The sequence below is a fragment of the Streptomyces sp. NBC_01013 genome, from assembly GCF_045162765.1.
Lineage (GTDB): Bacteria > Actinomycetota > Actinomycetes > Streptomycetales > Streptomycetaceae > Streptomyces.
Genome location: NZ_CP108687.1, coordinates 5,358,543 through 5,375,766 on the forward strand (window position 1 = coordinate 5,358,543; position 17,224 = coordinate 5,375,766).

General features: G+C 71.0%; 17 protein-coding genes. 8 read left to right on the forward strand and 9 right to left on the reverse strand.

What is annotated here, in order from left to right; all coding sequences use genetic code 11:
• Window positions 1–3 precede the first annotated feature (3 nt).
• Window positions 4–474: a GNAT family N-acetyltransferase gene (locus OG538_RS23330; RefSeq protein WP_406096578.1), complete on the reverse strand. Its 471-nt coding sequence runs from the start codon at window positions 472–474 to the stop codon at window positions 4–6.
• A gap of 89 nt (window positions 475–563) precedes the next feature.
• On the reverse strand, window positions 564–2,417 hold the full coding sequence (locus tag OG538_RS23335; RefSeq protein WP_406096580.1) for a serine/threonine-protein kinase: 1,854 nt from the start codon (window positions 2,415–2,417) through the stop codon (window positions 564–566).
• 400 nt (window positions 2,418–2,817) lie between these two features.
• On the opposite strand from OG538_RS23335, the gene OG538_RS23340 reads away from it, so the two are divergent.
• Window positions 2,818–3,444, forward strand: a complete 627-nt coding sequence (locus OG538_RS23340; protein WP_406100269.1) for a dihydrofolate reductase family protein — start codon at window positions 2,818–2,820, stop codon at window positions 3,442–3,444.
• Window positions 3,445–3,525: 81 nt separating this feature from the next.
• Here the strand turns inward: OG538_RS23340 and OG538_RS23345 are convergent, their stop codons facing one another.
• Together OG538_RS23345 and OG538_RS23350 are read right to left on the reverse strand one after the other, a co-directional pair.
• On the reverse strand, window positions 3,526–5,193 hold the full coding sequence (locus OG538_RS23345; RefSeq protein WP_406096582.1) for a cellulase family glycosylhydrolase: 1,668 nt from the start codon (window positions 5,191–5,193) through the stop codon (window positions 3,526–3,528).
• 354 nt (window positions 5,194–5,547) lie between these two features.
• Entirely contained in the window at window positions 5,548–6,297 is a 750-nt protein-coding gene (locus tag OG538_RS23350; RefSeq protein ID WP_406096584.1) for a TioE family transcriptional regulator, read from the reverse strand.
• A 69-nt stretch (window positions 6,298–6,366) separates the two neighbouring features.
• On the opposite strand from OG538_RS23350, the gene OG538_RS23355 reads away from it, so the two are divergent.
• The 6 genes from OG538_RS23355 (at window position 6,367) to OG538_RS23380 (ending at window position 12,513) form a co-directional block, all read left to right on the forward strand.
• Window positions 6,367–7,590, forward strand: coding sequence for an erythromycin esterase family protein (locus tag OG538_RS23355; protein WP_406096586.1), 1,224 nt, complete (start codon window positions 6,367–6,369; stop codon window positions 7,588–7,590).
• Between the two features lie 244 nt (window positions 7,591–7,834).
• Window positions 7,835–8,335: a GNAT family N-acetyltransferase gene (locus OG538_RS23360; RefSeq protein ID WP_406096588.1), complete on the forward strand. Its 501-nt coding sequence runs from the start codon at window positions 7,835–7,837 to the stop codon at window positions 8,333–8,335.
• A 166-nt stretch (window positions 8,336–8,501) separates the two neighbouring features.
• Window positions 8,502–9,452, forward strand: coding sequence for a MerR family transcriptional regulator (locus tag OG538_RS23365; RefSeq protein ID WP_406096590.1), 951 nt, complete (start codon window positions 8,502–8,504; stop codon window positions 9,450–9,452).
• A 10-nt stretch (window positions 9,453–9,462) separates the two neighbouring features.
• A complete protein-coding gene (locus tag OG538_RS23370) occupies window positions 9,463–10,746 on the forward strand; it encodes an AAA family ATPase (RefSeq protein WP_406096592.1) in 1,284 nt (427 codons plus the stop codon).
• Window positions 10,743–11,867 (forward strand): tetratricopeptide repeat protein, encoded by a 1,125-nt coding sequence (locus OG538_RS23375; protein ID WP_406096594.1) that lies wholly within the window; start codon window positions 10,743–10,745, stop codon window positions 11,865–11,867. The genes OG538_RS23370 and OG538_RS23375 overlap by 4 nt, the downstream gene beginning before the upstream one ends.
• Window positions 11,868–11,892: 25 nt before the next feature.
• Window positions 11,893–12,513 carry an HAD family hydrolase gene (locus tag OG538_RS23380; protein WP_406096596.1) on the forward strand — a complete coding sequence of 207 codons (621 nt, stop codon included), beginning with the start codon at window positions 11,893–11,895 and terminating at the stop codon, window positions 12,511–12,513.
• 386 nt (window positions 12,514–12,899) lie between these two features.
• Here the strand turns inward: OG538_RS23380 and OG538_RS23385 are convergent, their stop codons facing one another.
• From OG538_RS23385 to OG538_RS23395, 3 genes are all read right to left on the reverse strand, one after another.
• The gene (locus tag OG538_RS23385) at window positions 12,900–13,400 is read right to left on the reverse strand and encodes a hypothetical protein (RefSeq protein ID WP_406096598.1); all 501 of its coding nucleotides are present in this window, start codon (window positions 13,398–13,400) and stop codon (window positions 12,900–12,902) included.
• On the reverse strand, window positions 13,348–13,572 hold the full coding sequence (locus OG538_RS23390) for a hypothetical protein (RefSeq protein WP_406096600.1): 225 nt from the start codon (window positions 13,570–13,572) through the stop codon (window positions 13,348–13,350). The genes OG538_RS23385 and OG538_RS23390 overlap by 53 nt, the downstream gene beginning before the upstream one ends.
• Window positions 13,573–14,025: 453 nt before the next feature.
• A complete protein-coding gene (locus OG538_RS23395; RefSeq protein WP_406096602.1) occupies window positions 14,026–14,400 on the reverse strand; it encodes a hypothetical protein in 375 nt (124 codons plus the stop codon).
• Window positions 14,401–14,684: 284 nt separating this feature from the next.
• Between OG538_RS23395 and OG538_RS23400 the strand changes: the two genes are divergently transcribed.
• Complete coding sequence (locus tag OG538_RS23400) at window positions 14,685–16,007, forward strand: hypothetical protein (protein ID WP_406096604.1); 1,323 nt, start codon at window positions 14,685–14,687, stop codon at window positions 16,005–16,007.
• 46 nt (window positions 16,008–16,053) lie between these two features.
• Here OG538_RS23400 and OG538_RS23405 read toward each other — a convergent pair whose 3' ends face one another.
• Window positions 16,054–16,245, reverse strand: coding sequence for a DUF397 domain-containing protein (locus OG538_RS23405; protein ID WP_406096606.1), 192 nt, complete (start codon window positions 16,243–16,245; stop codon window positions 16,054–16,056).
• Entirely contained in the window at window positions 16,242–17,090 is an 849-nt protein-coding gene (locus OG538_RS23410; protein WP_406096608.1) for a helix-turn-helix domain-containing protein, read from the reverse strand. Before OG538_RS23410 ends, OG538_RS23405 begins: the two co-directional genes overlap by 4 nt.
• Window positions 17,091–17,224 lie beyond the last annotated feature (134 nt).

A 17,224-nucleotide genomic window follows, 5' to 3' on the forward strand; every position in this document is an offset into this window, starting at 1 on the left:
CCCTTAGGCCAGTTCGAGCTCCGCGACCACCTGGTCGCCACTCAGCTCGCCGGTCGGGCGGAAGCCGAGCTTGCGGTAGAACTCCTCGGGGCCGTACACACCGGGTACGTACGAGACGGTCGTACGGGTGCTTCCGCGTCGCCGCAACTCGTCGTTGACGGCCCCGACGGCGAACCGCCCGTATCCGCGGCCTTGCTCCGCGGCGGCGATGTTCAGCCGCCAGAGCCCGGAACGCAGCGGGTCATCGGGCTTCCCGGGGTTGAACCGCACGTCGAGGAAGGCCATGACGAAGCCCACGAGCGTCTCACCGTCGGCGATCAGCCGTGGCCACGCGGTCTCGGGGGTGGTGTAGGCCTGGGCCAGCGACCAGGCGACGGGCTTCACGAGTCCGCTCTGGTCGGGCCGGACGGTGAGGGCGCAAGCAGCTTCGACGTTGTCGGACGTGACCGGCACGAGCCGGATCGGTGAGGGCATGCCCGCAAGCTACCTCTGCGAGGTGGTGGCCGCGCCGGGCGGGGAGGCAGTCGGGCCCCCGCCCCAACTGCCTCCCCGGGTGAGACCGGTCAGCCGGTCGCGTTGCGCCAGACGGTCAGGTCGATCGTCATGTAGTCACTGGGCGAGTCCTCCGGGGAGTGGCCCTGGTAGGTCAGGAGCCCCAGGTGCCCCGTGCCCGTCGTGATGCAGACCTGCCGCCCCTTGGAGAGCTTGTCCACGTAGATGTTGCTGGTGAAGCGGGTCTCCGAGCGGCAGGTGGCCAGTGACCCCTCCTGGCCCGGGTCGAGCAGGACCAGACGCCCGCCGTCGCTCTCCGCGTCGAGATAGCCGCCCGTGTCGTAGGCGAGTTCGTACCCGTCGTCCTCGCCGTCCTGGGGCCGGACGTCCTGGTCCCCGAGCGTCAGGTGGTAGCCGGCCGTGAGGTTGATGCCCGTGAAGTCGGCAGGCTCGGGATCGGCCTTGCCGGACGGCGTCGGATCCGTCGCGGGGTCCGAGCTGACCTCGTCCGTACCCGGCGACGATGAACTCCCCTGCTTCGGGGTGCTGCCACCCTTGGGCGACTCGTTGCTCTGCGACGACTTCCCTTCGTCCTTGAGCAGGAAGTACGCCGTCCCGCCACCCGCGATGCCGAGAACGAGCGCGACGGCGATCGCGATGGCGGCGACCCGGCCACCGCGCCGCTTCGCGGGCTGGGGAGCCGCGGGCCCCTGGGGCGGGAAGTGCCCGGGGTACGTCTGGGCCTGCGCCGGGTACGGGGTGGGGACCGGCGCCGGGGTGTGCGCCTGAGCCGACGGATACGACTGCGCGGTCTGCGGCGCCTGCGCCTGAAGCGGATACGGGGTGTGCGGACCCTGCGGCGACTGGCCGGGCGCCGGCGTGACCGGCGGGCCGTACCCCGGGGGCGGGGTGCTCGGGGCTGCCGGCGTCGTGGGCGAATAGCCGACCGACGGGGCCACGGTGGGGGCGGCGGCCGGGGGCGGCGGCGTCTGGACCGGGGCCGGGGCGGCCGCCCGTACGGTGATGTCGGCGGCCACCGGGCTCGGCAGCCAGTCCTCGGGGCGCCGTAGCACCGTCTCCGCGTTCGCGGTCTGGCACAGCGCGATGACCTCGGCGACCGAGGGCCTGGCCTCCGCGTCCTTGGCCAGGCAACGGCCGACGAGCTCCATCAGCCGTTCCGGGACACCGGTGAGGTCCGGCTCCTCGTGGACGATCCGGTAGAGCACCCCGTGCGAGGTCCCCTCACCGAAGGCCGGGGACCCCGTGGCCGCGTACGCCGCGACCTGACCGAGCGCGAAGATGTCGGTGGCCGGAGTGACCCGGCGGCCCGCGGCCTGCTCCGGGGCCATGAACGACGGCGTGCCGATGGTGACGCCGCTGCCGGTGAGCGAGGTCGCGTCGGCCGCGTACGCGATGCCGAAGTCGATGACGCGCGGCCCGTCCGCGGCGAGCAGCACGTTCGACGGCTTGAGGTCGCGGTGCACGATGCCCGCCCCGTGGATGACGTGCAGCGCCTCCGCCATGCCGGCGATCAGCAGCAGCACGGCCTCGACCGGCAACGCCCCGTGCGCGACGACCGCGTCGGCGAGCGAGGGCCCCGGCACGTACGCGGTGGCGAGCCACGGCTGCGCGCCCTTGGTGTCGGCGTCGATGACGGGCGCGGTGAACAGCCCCTGCACACGCTGCGCGGACTGCACCTCCTGCGCGAACCGCCGCCGGAATTCGGGGTCTTCGCCGAACTCGGGCCGGATGACCTTGATGGCGACGGGCCGCCCGCCGGGCGTGTACGACAGGTACACCTTTCCCATGCCGCCCGCGCCGAGCTTGGCGGCGAGACGGTACCCCGCGATGGTGACCGGGTCGTCGGCCGCGAGTGGCTGGAAGACCTGGGAGGCGCTGCCGCGCTGTGGCTGCTGACCGCTCATGAACTCGTAACTCCCCCGGAGAGCGCTGCTGTCGACACGGCACCCTATCCAAATCCTGAACGGCACAGGACCCGACTTCCAGGAGGCCGGTTCTCAGGGGGTCGTACGCTGGGGCGGGATACCCCGTGACGATGCCGGTCAGGCCGCCCTCGGCCGCCGCCCGTCGCGCAGCCACGGGCCGTGCGGTCCCGCTCTGCGCAAGTGCCGACCACGGCGGCCGGGCGCTGCGGCTCTTCCGGCTGATTCCACGGACCCCTGCCCCGCGGGCTCTTCGAGTCCCGGGCCCTCGCTCCGGGCCGGGCGGAAGGCGCCGTTCCCGTTGCACGGCGTGAACGCCTGCTTGATCATGACCCGATGGCTGCCGACGCAGCGGCGGCCGGCCACCGACGAAAGGCCCTTCGTGCGCAAGCTCGTGTACTACATCGCCTCCACCCTCGACGGCTTCATCGCCGGGCCGGACGGCGCCGATCCCTCCGGACCGGACGGATTCTGGCCGATCCCGGAGGACTACGTCGGGCACCTGATCGCCGAGTACCCGGAAACCCTCCCCGGCCCGGCGCGCGCCGCGCTCTCCATCACGGCGGAGGGCACACACTTCGACACCGTCGTCGAGGGGCGCCGCTCCTACGAGATCGGCCTCAAGGCCGGCGTGAGTGACGCCTACCCGCATCTGCGGCACCTCGTGTTCTCGCGGACGCTGGGCGAGAGTCCCGACCCGGCCGTCGAGATCGTCGCCACCGATCCGGTCGCTCGGGTGCGGGAGTTGAAGGAGGAGGAGGGCAAGGACATCTGGCTGGTGGGAGGCGGTGAGCTGGCGGGCTCCCTGTACTCCGAGATCAGCACGCTGATCATCAAGCTGAGCCCCGTGACGATCGGATCGGGCATCCCGCTCTTCTCCGGCAAGGCCGAGTTCCTCCCGGACGAGTGGACGCTCGCGGACCACAAGGTCCTGGACAGCGGGGTGCTGTTCCTGACGTACGAGCGCGCCACGACCAGCATCAAGCTCACCGTCACCGACGACGACTGACCGGCCGGCGGAGTCGTTGGCCTCCACCGGCCGGCCTCACGGCGTCACTTGCTTCACACCACTACGCGGCCGCGCTTCGTCTCATGCGGCGGCGCAGGCCGCGCCGCTGAGGGTGAAGGCGGCCGGGGCGGCGTTCGTACCGGTCTGAACGCCGGTGAAGCCGACGGTGACCGAGCCGTTCGCGGCGATCGACGAGGTGTACGACGCCGGGGCGACGCTCACCGAACCGCCGGTCTGAGTGGGGGTTCCGCCCCACATGTTGGTGACGGTCTGGCCGTTGGCGAAGGTGAAGCCCAGCGTCCAGCCGTCGATGGTGGTGGTGCCGGTGTTGCGGATGGTGATCTCACCCTGGAAGCCGCCCTGCCACTGGCCGACGACCCGGTAGCCGACGGAGCAGCCGACCCCTGGCGTGCTGCCGCCCTCGTCCGTGGTGACGCTCACCGTGGCCGAGCGAGCCGAACGGTTTCCTGCCGCGTCACGGGCGTACACGGCGAACGTGTACGCGGTGTCGGCGGTGAGGCCGCTGACGGAGACGCTGTTGGTGGCGGAGGCGGCCACGGTGGTCTCGGAGGTCCCGCTGACGCGGACGACGTCGTATCCGGCTACGGCAACGTTGTCGGACGACGCGGTCCAGGTCAGGGAGGCGGAGGTGTCCGTCACCGCGGAGGCGGCCGGGGCGCCCGGAGCGGTCGGGGCCTCGGTGTCCGCGGAGGCGCCGCCGTAGACGGTCGCCTCGCGGGAGGTCTGCGCGATGCCGTTGGCACCGTGGAAGATGCGCTCACCCCAGGAGCTGAGCTTCGTGGGATCGAAGCCGATCGTCAGGTCGAGGATCGGGTCGGTGTTGCCGCTCCAGGACCAGGCGATGTAGCCGAGCTTCAGCTGCTCGGCCTTGGCCATCATGGTGTCCTCGTCCGGGTCGCCGTACTGGTCGGCAGGGCCCCCGAACTCCCCGATGACCAGCGGCAGTCCGGCGTTGACGAAGGCGTCGAGGTAGTCGGTGACCTTCTGGGCGGTGTTGTAGACGCTGTACATGTGGATCGAGAAGATCAGGTTGCCGGTGGTGTCGGCGTCGTACACGGCCTGGGCGTTGTCCCGCATGACGCCCTGCCAGTCCTGGCCCCAGTTGGGGGCGTCCACCATGATCGTGTGCGCGAACCCGGCGGCGCGCAGCTTCTGGATCGCGGCGGTCGTGGGTGCGGTCCACCCGGCGGGGTCGGTGTTGCCCCAGGGCTCGTTGCCGATGTTGATGATGACGTAGTCCTCCTGGCCCGCGAGGACGTCCTTCAGGCTGATCCAGTAGTCGGCGGCGTGATCGAGCGTGCCGGCTGCGGAGTCCTCCCCGTACCCCGTGGTGTCGTGCACCTCGAGTACGCAGATGAGCCGGTTGGCCTTGCACTGAGCGATGACGGCGGCCACGTCGGCGGGGCTGTTCTTGCTCCAGCGGAACCCGTCGGAGAGGACGACGCGGACGGTGTTGGCGCCGGTGGCCTTGATGTCGGCCAGTGACTGGGTCTCGCCCGGGTACCAGGTGTGGGCGTGGTTGACCCCGCGCATGACGAAGTCGTTGCCGTTGCCCTCGACGAGCCGTCCGTCGCTGATGTGCAGCCCGGTGGCGGCGGCGGTGGCGGCCTGCGCGGGGGTGAGACCGCCGAGGGCGAGGAGCCCGAGGAGGGTGACGAGGGCGGTCAGGAGGACGGTGACGGGACTCTTGCGCGCGGGGTTCTTCGCCGTACTTCTTGCTGTTCTCACTGCGGCTCCAGGGAGTGGGCGGGATCGAGAGCTGAGCATCGACAGACGTTCCGCAACTGCGTGGGAGCGCTCCCATATTTGCGCGCTCCCATGAAGCCATTCAGTCAGGGGCACGTCAAGACATCGGACGGATTCGGTACGCGGACGGCGAAGGCGGAGCGGAACCACGGGTGCGCGCGGGCGTGGGTCCGGCGGAGCGCGGCAGCGGGCTGACCGGCCGAAGTGGCGGGCCGGCGCCGTCCCGCCCGGTGCCCCGCCCGGAGAAACCACGACGCGACGCCCTGACGTGTCGGACCGAAGGCGAGCTGACTCGTCCGGAACCCGTCAGCCGGGCACGCCCCGGTCATCGGTGCCTCATCCACACCGGCGCAGGTACGCCTCCAGCTCGGCGGCCCCGGCCAGCATCGCCCGCCCCCGGGCCGACAGCCGGGCGTGCCAGTCGTGCAGTGCGGCCTCCAGCGGCTCCAGCCCCCCGGCCGTCCGGACCTGGGCGATCAGTGGGGCGATCTGCTCCAACCGGTAGCCGCCCCGCCGCAGTTGGTGGGCCAGCCGGGCATCCCGGACGTCGGCATCGTCGTACACGCGGTACCCGGTCTGCGGGTCGCGGTGCGGGCGGACCAGCCCGGCGCGCTCCCACGCGCGCAGTGTCGCCGGCCGGAGGCCGAGCCGCTCCGCCAGCGGTCCGATGAACGTGCGGCCTGGCCTGGGCGCCGGAGCCGTAGGGGACACCGGGCCGAGGTCCGCCGCCTCGGCGGGGTCCAGGTCGCGCAGGGCCTTCTCCACGGCCTGGAGGGTTCGGCGGTCGTCGAGGAGCTGGGCGTGACTCTCGTCGATGAGGCGGAACGCCTCGTCGGCCGCGCTCCGGTTCACGGCCTGCATGACGGCCGTCGCCGTCGGGTGACCGTGACCCGGCACCAGGGCGAGGAACGCGCCGAGGGCTCCCGCGTGCAGAGAGGTGTACGTGCGGTAGCCGTGGGCGGTGCGAGCGGCGGCCGGGAGGATGCCGGCCGCCTCGTAGTTCCGGACGGCCTGCGTGGACAGGCCGTGCCCGCGCGCCAGGTCAACCGGCCTGAGCCGCTCACCGCTTTGAAGGTTTTGACTCACTTTCCTGCCCACATTACGGCTGCTCCGCGAAAAAGTTTCAAACGAGGCTTCAACGATACCGTTGAGGGCATGGCTACTGACATCAAGGACGCAGTCCACTCCTTCGGGGCCTCCGCCGTCATGGGACTCCTCCCGGCCCGCCCCCGGCTGCTCGCCCTCGGCGAGCCCACCCACGGCGAGGACGCCCTGCTCGGCCTGCGTAACGAACTCTTCCGGCAGCTTGTCGAGCAGGAGGGCTACCGGACGATCGCGATCGAGAGTGACTGTCTGAGGGGCCTGATGGTGGACGACTACGTCACCGCGGGCACCGGCACTCTCGACGACGTCATGGAGCACGGAATCAGCCACGGCTGGGCCGCCTTCGCGGCCAACCGCGACTTGGTGCGCTGGATGCGCGCCCACAACGACGGCAGGCCCGCCTCCGACCAGGTCCGCTTCGCCGGTTTCGACGGCCCGCTGGAGATCGCCGGCGCCGCGAGTCCGAGGCAGGCCCTCACGGCACTCCACGACTACCTCGTCCGGGCCGGGGTGGACACGGACCTGCTCCCCTGCACGGCGCAATCGCTCGACCGCCTCCTCGGAGCCGACGACCGGTGGACGGAACCCGCCGCGATGAGGGACCCCTCGCGGTCCGTGGGGCGGTCCGCCGACGCCGCCCGGCTGCGGCTGCTCGCCGACGACCTGGTGGCGCTGCTCGACGAACAGATGCCGCACCTGATCACGACGACCTCGGGCGAGGACCGCGAGAGGGCACGCCTCTACGGGCGCACTGCGGCCGGCCTGCTGCGGTACCACTCCTGGATGGCCGACACCTCGCCCGGCCGCCTGGCCCGGCTGGTCGGCGTACGCGACCGGATGATGGCAGACAACCTGTTCGCCCTCGCCGAACGGGGACCGGTATTCGTCCATGCCCACAACGCCCATCTCCAGCGGGAGAAGAGCTCGATGCGGATGGACGGGAAGCCGCTGGAGTGGTGGAGCGCCGGTGCGCTGGTGAGCGCCGAACTCGGGGACGCGTACGCCTTCGTGGCCACGGCCCTCGGTACGATCCGGCACCAGGAAGTGGACGTGCCGCCGCCGGACACCGTCGAAGGCATCCTGTACACGCTTGCCGAGGACCACTTCGTCGTCGACACCCACCGACTGGTCACCGCCCTCGGGGGTGTGCGGCCCGCGCACCGCACATCGCCCTGGTTCGGCTACGCCCCGCTCGACCCGGCCCACTTGGCGGGCAGCGACGGCATGGTGTTCGTCAAGGACGTCGAGGGAACAGCTGGAAACCTCGCTTCCTGATCACGTCGGACCCGCAGGGTTCGGGCGGCACCCCTCCGAGGTTTCGGCTCCGCCCGGCCAGAGGTGGGAGGCGGCCGGCCGTCCGGGGAGCCATCGAGGAGGGGACCGTGATCCTCCATCGCCTCGCGTGCGGGGAGGCGGACCCGAGGACCCTTCCGCGGCGGAGGAGCGACGCGGGCCCGATGGCCGCGTACGGCCCCTTCCGGGCTCGGCGACGAGCGGCGGCCTGGCTACGCTGACCCGCATGCCTACGCTCACGCTCGCGCCCCTCCGCTTCTCTGCGGAGGAGCTCACCGAGGTCGTCGATCTCTATGCGGGCAATCCGGAGTACTGGCGCGCCGCCGGGGAGCACGACCCCGAGCACATCGACGCCGACCGGGTCGAGGCGGACCTGCGCGAGGAGGCCGGTACCGAGGGCTGCGAGGTGCTCCTCGCCCGCGACCGGGAGGGACACCTCGTCGGGCTCCTGTGTCTGCTGGACCGCCATCCCACGGACGGCTACCCCTGGATCGGTCTGCTGATGGTCCACCGCCGCTTCCACCGCAAGGGCGTCGGCCGGATGCTGGCCGACCTGCTGGAGGAGCGGTTCCGCGGGGAGGGGCGGCACGGCGTCCGACTCGCCGTCCTGGAGAACAACCCCGCTGCCCTCGGGTTCTGGACCTCCCTGGGGTGGTACGAGATCGACCGCCGCGCCGACAGGCAGCACGACCGGCCCTGCATCGTCATGCACAAGGAACTGCACTGACGGCCCAGCGGCACCCCTGCGCCGTCACCGCCGGTGCCTGCCCGCCGCGCGGGATGCCCTCGGCGCGCCGGCGGCACGGGCTTCCGCTCGATCCCCGAACCGGAGCAGCCCCGGCGTGTGCGGGCTTGACGTTGCCCCCGAGGGGAGGGTTTACGTTCGTCGCACCATGAGGATCAGTGAAATCGCCCGGAGCGCGGGCGTGACGACGAAGACGGTGCGCTACTACGAGTCGTTGGGGCTCATCGCCCCGGCCCGGCTCCCCAACGGCTACCGGGACTACTCCGCACTCGATGTCCGCCTGGTGCGCGAAGCCCGGCAGCTGAACCGGCTGGGGATTCCGGTCGAGCGAACGCGTCCCTTCCTCGACTGCCTGACCAACGGCCGGGATCACGCGGACGACTGCCCGTCCTCCCTGGCCGGCTACCGCGACGCCATCGACGACCTGAGCCTGCGGATCCAGGAACTCACCGCCCGGCGGTCCGAACTGACCCGGCATCTGCACGAGGCAGCCCATCGCCACAGCGTCGTCGACGGATCCGCCGAAGGGGACACCGCGAGCCACCTGACCGAGCTTCCCGCAGACCTTCCGGCCCCCGAGGACGACGGGGCGGCCGCGCACCTTGCCGGCCGGGCGGTGCCGGACATCGAACTGCCCGACACCGCCGGTGGCACCGTCTCGCCGGCCGCCCTGGGGGAGGGCCGGTCGATCGTCTACTGCTACCCCCTGACCGGCCGCCCCGGCACAGACCTTCCCGAAGGCTGGAACAGCATCCCCGGTGCGCGTGGATGCACCAGCGAGGCATGCGACTTCCGCGACCACCACGACGACCTCGTGGCTGCCGGAGCGACCCATGTGTTCGGCCTGTCCAGTCAGGACACCGCCTACCAGAAGGAGGTCGTGGACCGGCTGCGCCTCCCGTTCACGATGCTCTCCGACACGGGCTTCCGACTCGCCGCCGCGCTCGGGCTGCCGACCTTCGAAGCGGACGGAGTGCCCCTGTACAGGCGCCTCACCCTCGTCCTTCGCGACGGCGTGATCGAGCACGTCTTCCATCCGGTCTTCCCGCCGGACACACACGCCCAACAGGTGCTCGAATGGCTCCGGGAGAGCCCTTAGGCTGTGGATCATGTCGGACGACTCCCCCCTCATACAGAGCCTGCGGACCGCGGTCGCCGCCGTGCCCGCCGACGTACCCCTGCGGCTCCACCTGGCCCAGCTCCTGCTGGAGGCGGACCGGTCCGACGACGCCGTGGCCGAAGCGGCCGTGGCCCTTCAGTACGCGCCGGGCGACGCCCAGGCCCGAGCCCTGATGGCCCGGGCGATGGGCGCACCGCCACCGTCCCCGGCGCAGCCCGTGAGCCCGCCGCCGGCGCAGCACCCGGGCCCGTCCCCGGCGCAACACCCCCGCCCGCGGGCCGGGTTCGACTGGAAGGCGGCCGAGGACCAGGTCGGGGACGCCGTGCCGCCGCGGTTCGCCGAGACACCGGTCCGCGCGGACGGGCAGGACGACTCCGCGGACGCCGACGCGTGGGACGTGCAGGGGCCCGGCGCCGTACGGCTGGCTGACGTCGGCGGCATGCAGGACGTGAAGGACCGTATGGAGGCCGCCTTCCTCGCCCCGCTGCGCAACCCCGAGCTGCGCAAGCTGTACGGCAAGAGCCTGCGCGGCGGGCTGTTGCTGTACGGGCCGCCCGGCTGCGGCAAGACGTTCATCGCGCGGGCGGTGGCCGGTGAACTCGGTGCCGCGTTCCTGTCCGTGTCCGTCAACGACGTGCTGGACATGTGGATCGGCAACTCCGAGCGCAACATGCACGAGGTCTTCGAGACCGCCCGCCGCCGGGCGCCGTGCGTGATCTTCCTGGACGAGCTGGACGCCCTGGGCGCCAAGCGCAGCCGGACCTCGCACGGTGGCATGCGCAACGTGGTCAACCAGCTGCTCACCGAGTTGGACGGCATCGACTCGGCCGCCAACGAAGGCGTTTTCGTGCTGGCCGCCACCAACGTGCCCTGGGACGTGGACAACGCCCTGCGCCGTCCCGGCCGCCTGGACAGGACGATCCTCGTCCTCCCGCCCGACCGGCCCGCCCGGGAGGCGATCCTGCGTTACCACCTGCGGGACCGGCCCATCGAGAACGTCGACCTGGGCAAGCTGGTCAAGGTCACCGACGGGCTCTCCGGCGCGGACCTGGCCCATGTCTGCGAGGTGGCGGCCGAGCGCGCACTGCTGGACTCGGTGCGCACCGGAAACGTGCGGATGATCAACATGAAGGACCTGCTGACCGCCGCGGACGAAGCCGTGCCGTCCGCCGAACCGTGGTTCGCCTCCGCGCGCAACGTGGCGATGTTCGCCAACGAGGGCGGCATGTACGACGACCTGGTGACGTACCTGAAGAAGAGGCGCAAGCTGTGACCACGACCCTGCACCCCGCCGTGGAACGGGCCGACCTGCTCATCGGCCTCAAGCGGTACGAGGAGGCCAGGGAGCTGCTGGCCGGGCGCCTCACGGAGGACCCCGAGGACGTCCGCGCCTGGGTGGAGCTGGCCCGGAGCCACCTCGGGGACGAGGAGAACGGCGCGAAGGCGCTGGAGGCGACGGAACGGGCCCTCGCCCTGAACCCCGAGGACATCGGGGCACTCCTCACGCATGCGAACGCCCTGCGGGTGGGGGGCCGCTTCCCGGAGTCCGAGGGCGTGCTGCGCGAGGCGATCCGTCTGGCCCCCGACCACTGGTACGGCTACGCGAGGCTCGCCGACTGGCTGTGGCGCATCAGGATCATCGGTTCCGGGCAGGCCAACGGCGGCCAGGTGCAACGCGAGGACATGCTGGCCGCCCTGCGGGAGTCCGACCTGATCGCCCAGGAGGCCATCCGGCTCGGCCCCGAGAAGGTGTACGCGTACGAGGTGGCGTGGCTGATCGCCGATATGTCGGGCGACCGGACCGCCGCCGACCGGATGGACGAGGCCATCCTCCGGCTCGACCCGCAGCACGAGCGCGCCCTGGCCCGGCGGACGCAGAAGGCCGCGACCGCCCCGGGTGTGAAGGCGACGGAGGCCGCCACCCTGTACGCCGACGCGCTGGCCTCCGCCCCCGGCTCCGAGCCGATGCGGCGCGGCCTGGACGCCGCCTCGTACCGCCTGCTGCGCGGCCTCCGGTGGCTGGCCCTGCTCTGTCTGGCCCTCTCCGCGGCGGGTATCGACCTGTTCGCGACGGAGGGGGAGACACAGCGGGAGCTGCCGCTGGTGCTCGGCCAGCGGCTGTGGGACCTCGTCCCCATGGCGGCCGTCTGGGCTCTGGGCGCCCTGCTGCGGTACCGCCGCCTGCGCGCCGGTGTCCGGGTCAACCTGCCCTCGCTCATCCGGCGTCTGGCGTGGGCCCGGGTCGTGCTGGGCCAAGCGGCGTGGGCCATGCTCTGTGCGCTGCTGATCACCCAGATCCCCTGGACGGAACGCACGGTCCCGCTCGTACTCTTCTGGGCCGGGTTGGTGCCGGCGTTGGCGACGATGTGGTTCGACCGGCCGCGGAACGGCTGAGACGGCCCGACAAGGGGGAGTTGGAATGACGGAGACCGAGGCGTGCGTCATCTTCGACATAGGCGGCGTACTGGAGCTCACACCGGAAACGGGATGGGTGCAACGCTGGGAGGAGCGGCTGGAGCTGCCGCCGGGCACGGTGCACGAGCGGATGCGCGACGTATGGCAGGCCGGGTGCACCGGGGGCATCAGCGAACGAGAGGTGCACGAACAACTGGCAGCCCGCCTGAGCCTCGACGCGGCTCAGGTCGACGCCCTCGTGGCGGACCTGTGGACGGAGTACCTGGGTACGCCCAACGAGGAACTCATCGCCTATGCGCGGACCCTCCGCGGAGCGTGCAGGCTGGGCATCCTGAGCAACAGCTTCGTCGGCGCCCGGGAGCGGGAGACGGCGCTGTACCGGTTCGACGAGCTGGTCGAGCAGATCGTGTACTCGCACGAGATCGGCATCGAGAAGCCGGACCCCCGGGCCTTCGAGGCGGCTTGCGCAGCTCTGGGGGTGCGGCCGGAGAACTGCCTGTTCATCGACGACGTCGCAGTCAACGTGGAGGCCGCCGAGGCAACGGGAATGCAGGCGCACCTCTTCGAGGACAATGCCCGGACGATCGCGCGGATCGTGGCGCATGTGGGCGCGGGTCCGCGCTGAAGCCCTGCGCGCAGGCCGACCAGGTACGCGCAGCGGCCCGTGACTCGGGCCGCCACCGACCCGCGGCGTCGGTCACCGGTCGCGCGCTCGGACCGCCCGCCCGGCGGTGTGACCCGGCGGTGTGACCCGGCGGTGTTGCCCGGCAGTGTCGTCCGCCGTGCGGCACAGCGGCCGCCCCGGACCTCAGAGGTCTCCGGGGCGCCCGCCGCCCCCAGCCGCAGTGCTCGGCGGAGGATCGCCGTGACCCGTAGCCGCAGTACGCGGCTACGGGGCGCCGTGGCCCTCGGCCGCAGTGCGCGGACCGAGCAACGGAGAACGGAGGCACCGCGGTTCCCTGTCGCGGACCGTGCCGACGCACTCCGTCCCCCAGTGCCTCACGGACGGCCTCAGTAATGCCAGCGGTTGGCGCTGGACTGGTAGCCGCACGTGATCCTTCGTCCGGCCGCGTCCGTGGTCGTCGCCCCGACATCGGCCTTCCGGCAGAACTGTCCGGCGCGGTAGCAGTTGCCGGCGTTGGACCGGATACTGCACACCTGCGTCGTGGTGGAGCCGCCGCCGGTCGCCGTGCTTCCACCCGAACCGGAACTGCCGCCGCTGCTGCCGCCGGATGTGGAGGATCCGCCACTGCTCGACGTACCGCTGGACGCAGCACGGGGCGGGTGCGCGCATGACTCGTTCGCCTCCACGATGGTGAAGGCGAGCTTGGTGGAGGTGCCGTAGGTCCCGACGGCCGGACTTTGCTTGCACACCTTCCAGTTGGAGGTGTGCACCACGGAACGCCGCAGCTCGCTCGCGTCCGTGTACGACACGGACCTGACGTGGTGACCGCGGGCATCAGCCACGGCCTTCCGGAGGTTCCACCCGGTGTAGTCGGTCACGGTCTCCACGACGACGGGCTTCTTCGACGGAGTCGCGGACGGAGAAGCCGAAGCGGTGGCCGGCGGGGATGTCGTAGCCGTGGCCGAGGGGGTGGCCGAAGCCGTGGCCGAAGGCGAGGTCGACGCGCTCGCCGAAACGGAAGCCGAGGCCGAAGCCGTGTTCTCGTCCCCGCCGGAGCACCCTGAAATGCTGACGGAGAGGGCCACGAGCCCGACCACCAGGGCTCCATAGGCCCGGCGCGTCCTTCCTCGGCTCTTCATGCCCTGGCCGCCGCTGGATATCGAAGACCTCGGCGCATCCCGAAGAGACATGCCACCCCCCAGTTCCTGTTCTCAACCACTGCTGCGGTGCGACGCCCGCGTGGGCGCCGTGGACACACGTCGCCCCCCGAGGCATGAGCCGCTCGGAGCGCCCGACCGGTGAGAGCTTAGGGCTGTTGTGAGGATTGTGTGTAGCTGATCTCGATATTCTGTGACGGCTGCGCGGTTTCGGGTGCTCCGGGCGGCAGCCCTGCCGGCACCGCAGCGGTGGCGACCGTGCCGGTGCTGAGGCTGCCGCGCCGCCCTGCTGTCCCGGACGCCCGTCGTGTCCGTCCCTGACACCCGCCGTACGGAAGGGCGGAGCCGCTGGCCGCTACCCGCCCAACTGGGCAGCGACCTGTGCCGCCTTGTCCGGTTCCAGGGGATAGGGCGAGCCGTACAGCACTTCGCCCGTGACCACGGCGGCGCCGGTGACCGGCGGAGAACCGTGCTCGGCTGCGAGCCGGCTCGCGGCGGGGTTGGGCGCACCCGGGTGGGGGCGGCCGGGCGCGATCTCGACGTGCCAGAGAGTCAGGTCATCGCCGATCCTGGTCGACCGTATGTGCTCGGATCCCAGGAGGCGGCTCACCTCCTGGACGAGTTCCATCCCGGACAGTGAGGTCGGCACGTTCTGCACGCGTCCGTCTTTCAGGAGCAGCATGCGGTGCGTCCCGTTGCTGCTGTCCTTACGGCGGCTGAAGAGTCCCATCCGGCGACCCTAATGGCGTGAGCACGTCATGCGGGGGGAGTTGGGCCGGTCGTGCGTACGGGCAACGACCCGCAGGCGAGCGTGCCTTCGCCTTCAGGGAACGCTCATGGGCAGCCCCCGCACATGGCGACTCGGACCGGCGCACCTCCCGGTCGGAATCGACCGCACCATCTCCGGGGACGCCGCCACGCGCTGGGGAGCTCGCCGTTCCGTGACCGAATCGGTCGTCGTTCGTGCTCCCCGCGAGCGGTGGGCCCGTACATGGTGGTGCAGGGGGTGTTCTTGTGCGCAGATGGCTTGGTCTTCTGGTACTTCTTCCGTTGCTCGCCGGCTGCTTCGCGCCCGGTCCGCCGCACATCGGGGTGGCCGAGGATCCCGAAGAGGCGTTTCGTGTGCCGTTGCCCGTGCCGACGGACACCTCGGGCGGCTGGGCGCTGGTGGACCCGCGCTGGGGGATCATCGGGCAGGGCAGAGTCGTGGCGAGGATCGATGAGGACGGAAAGGTCCTCTGGCGTACGACGCTGCCCATCCGGTTCGCGCTTACCGGACGGCCGGGGCAGGCGCATGCCGTCGCCACCCCGGTCGGCGAGGTGACGCTCGTCGGCGCAGCCGACAGGGGCCGCCTGCCACGCGTGGCGAAACTGGACATCCTCACCGGCCGCTTCCAGAGCCTCGCCCTCCCCCCGGCCCGCCCCCCTGGGAACGTGCGGCTCGTGACGGTCTCGTCGACAGCGGGGGGAGCTCCTCAGGCGGTGGCCGCTACGTGCCTGCCCGGGGCGTCCTGCACACTGACGGCTTGGGACGCCGTCACCGGCCAGGTCCGGTGGACCTACCGGACCCGCGGCCCGGCCGTCTTCGCCGCCCCGTGCGACCAGGGCGGGGGACGCAACGGTGTGGCGCCCCCGCGGAAGTGCGATCCGCTGGCCTTCGTCGCCGACGGCCGCCTCGTGACGCTCCGGCAGGGAGAGGACCGGCTCCACGCAAGGCCTGTCAAGCTGCCCCGGGGTGAGGTCGCGCAGGTGATCCCCACCCTCTACCGCGCCCTCGTGATGACGGCTCCGCACGGCCCCGACTGCCGGGCACAGGCAGCGGCGTACGACCTCACGACCGAGTCGCCCACCCCCGTCTGGCAGCGCGCTCTCACCTGGGACCAGCCTCAGGCCGCCGTCCACCAGGGCTGCCGCAGGGATCCGTCGATTCCGCTGCTCATGGCCTACCGACTGGTCCTGCCGGACGCGGCGGGCGCTCTGGTCGGGGACGACTTCGACGGCACGTTCCCCCTGCGCCTGAAGCCCGGCGAGTACCCCGTCGCCGACCGAAGCGAGATCTTGGCCTACCGCACGGACGGCCGCTACCGCGATCCGAGTACCGCCCGGTCCCACACCCCCCGAAAGCGCCCCAAGGAACTCGGACCCACCGCACGTGAGTTGGGGGAAGGCATGTGGTACGTCCCCGGGAGGGGCCGGAGGGGCGAGATCATCGCCGTCGACGTCTACGGCGAGATCACCTGGCGGCGTCCCACCAGCGGACCCCCGTTCTTCCTGACCGGCAACCGCCTTGTCCATGCCGAGGGCTCGACCCTGGTCGCGCTCCGCGCCGCGGGCTGAGCGGCGGGGCGTGCTTGCGGGGGCCGCGGGCACGGGTGGGAGCAGCTCATCCACGCCTCAAGGAGGCCACGAACTCAGACCAGGAACTGCGGGTCACAGCTATGTGCGGTCCGCAGCGGTTCTTCGAATCCCGCACGCCGACCGAGTCGTGCAGCTCGGCCACTTCGACACACTCACCCCCCGTCCCGTTGCTGAAACTGCTCTTGCGCCACCGGGGAGGGGGTGGGGGTTGCATCATCGGTCATGCTCCTTCAGGATCGCGCGCATCAACGAGACGGATCGCTCAGGGCCGAGCGCCAAAGCCCTGAGGTGGTCGAACGCCTTGGTGTACAGGCTGACATCCGCGACGGCCTCCAGGTAGACCGAATCGGTCAGGCCTTCCCGGTACACGACGTCCGGGTCCTCCTGCTCGGGGAAGCCCAGGATGGTGAACGGGCCCGTCGCAGGATAGGCGCCGGCGTCGAAGGGCAGGACCTGCACGGTTACGTTGCGCAGTGCTGTCACGCCCAGGACGTGGTTGATCTGCGCAGCCATGGTGGACCGATTGCCTACCACGTGCCGGAGGACGCTTTCATGGATCACGGTCCAGAGGTCCGGCGAGGGTGTGCTCGTGAGTAGCTGTTGTCTCCGCATACGTACGTCGACGAGGTTTCCGATCTCGTCCTCGGTGCGGTCGGCGGAGGCCCTGCTCAGTTCCGTCGCGTACTCCGGCGTCTGAAGCAGACCGGGGATGAACTCGCCCTGATAGCTGCGCAGATCGGACGCTGCTTGTTCCAGTCCCACATAGACGGAGAACCAGGCGGGCACCGCTTCGCCATGGCCGTGCCACCAGCCCTTGGTCTTCGACTCCTTGGCGAACGATTTGAGCAAGTCGCGGAGTTCGGTCGATGTTCCGTAGAACCGGCACAGCGCATCGACATCAGATGGTTGGACGCGACCGAGTCCCGTCTCCAGCCGATTGACCTTGGAACCGCTCCAATCAAGCTCCCTGCCCACGTGGTTGCAGGTGAAGCCGCTTTCCTCACGGAGCTTCTTCAGCTCGATGGCGAGGCGTCGACGCCGTGCTGTGGGGGATCCGGACACTTCAACTCTCCTTATTCCGGTGAGGGTTCCATCCCATCCGAAACCCCCGCCATGGGCCATCACCCATAAGGGCGAATCCCCTCGTGCACATTGCATGGCGGGATTCCAGGAGGGCATTCTTGACGGGCAGCCAC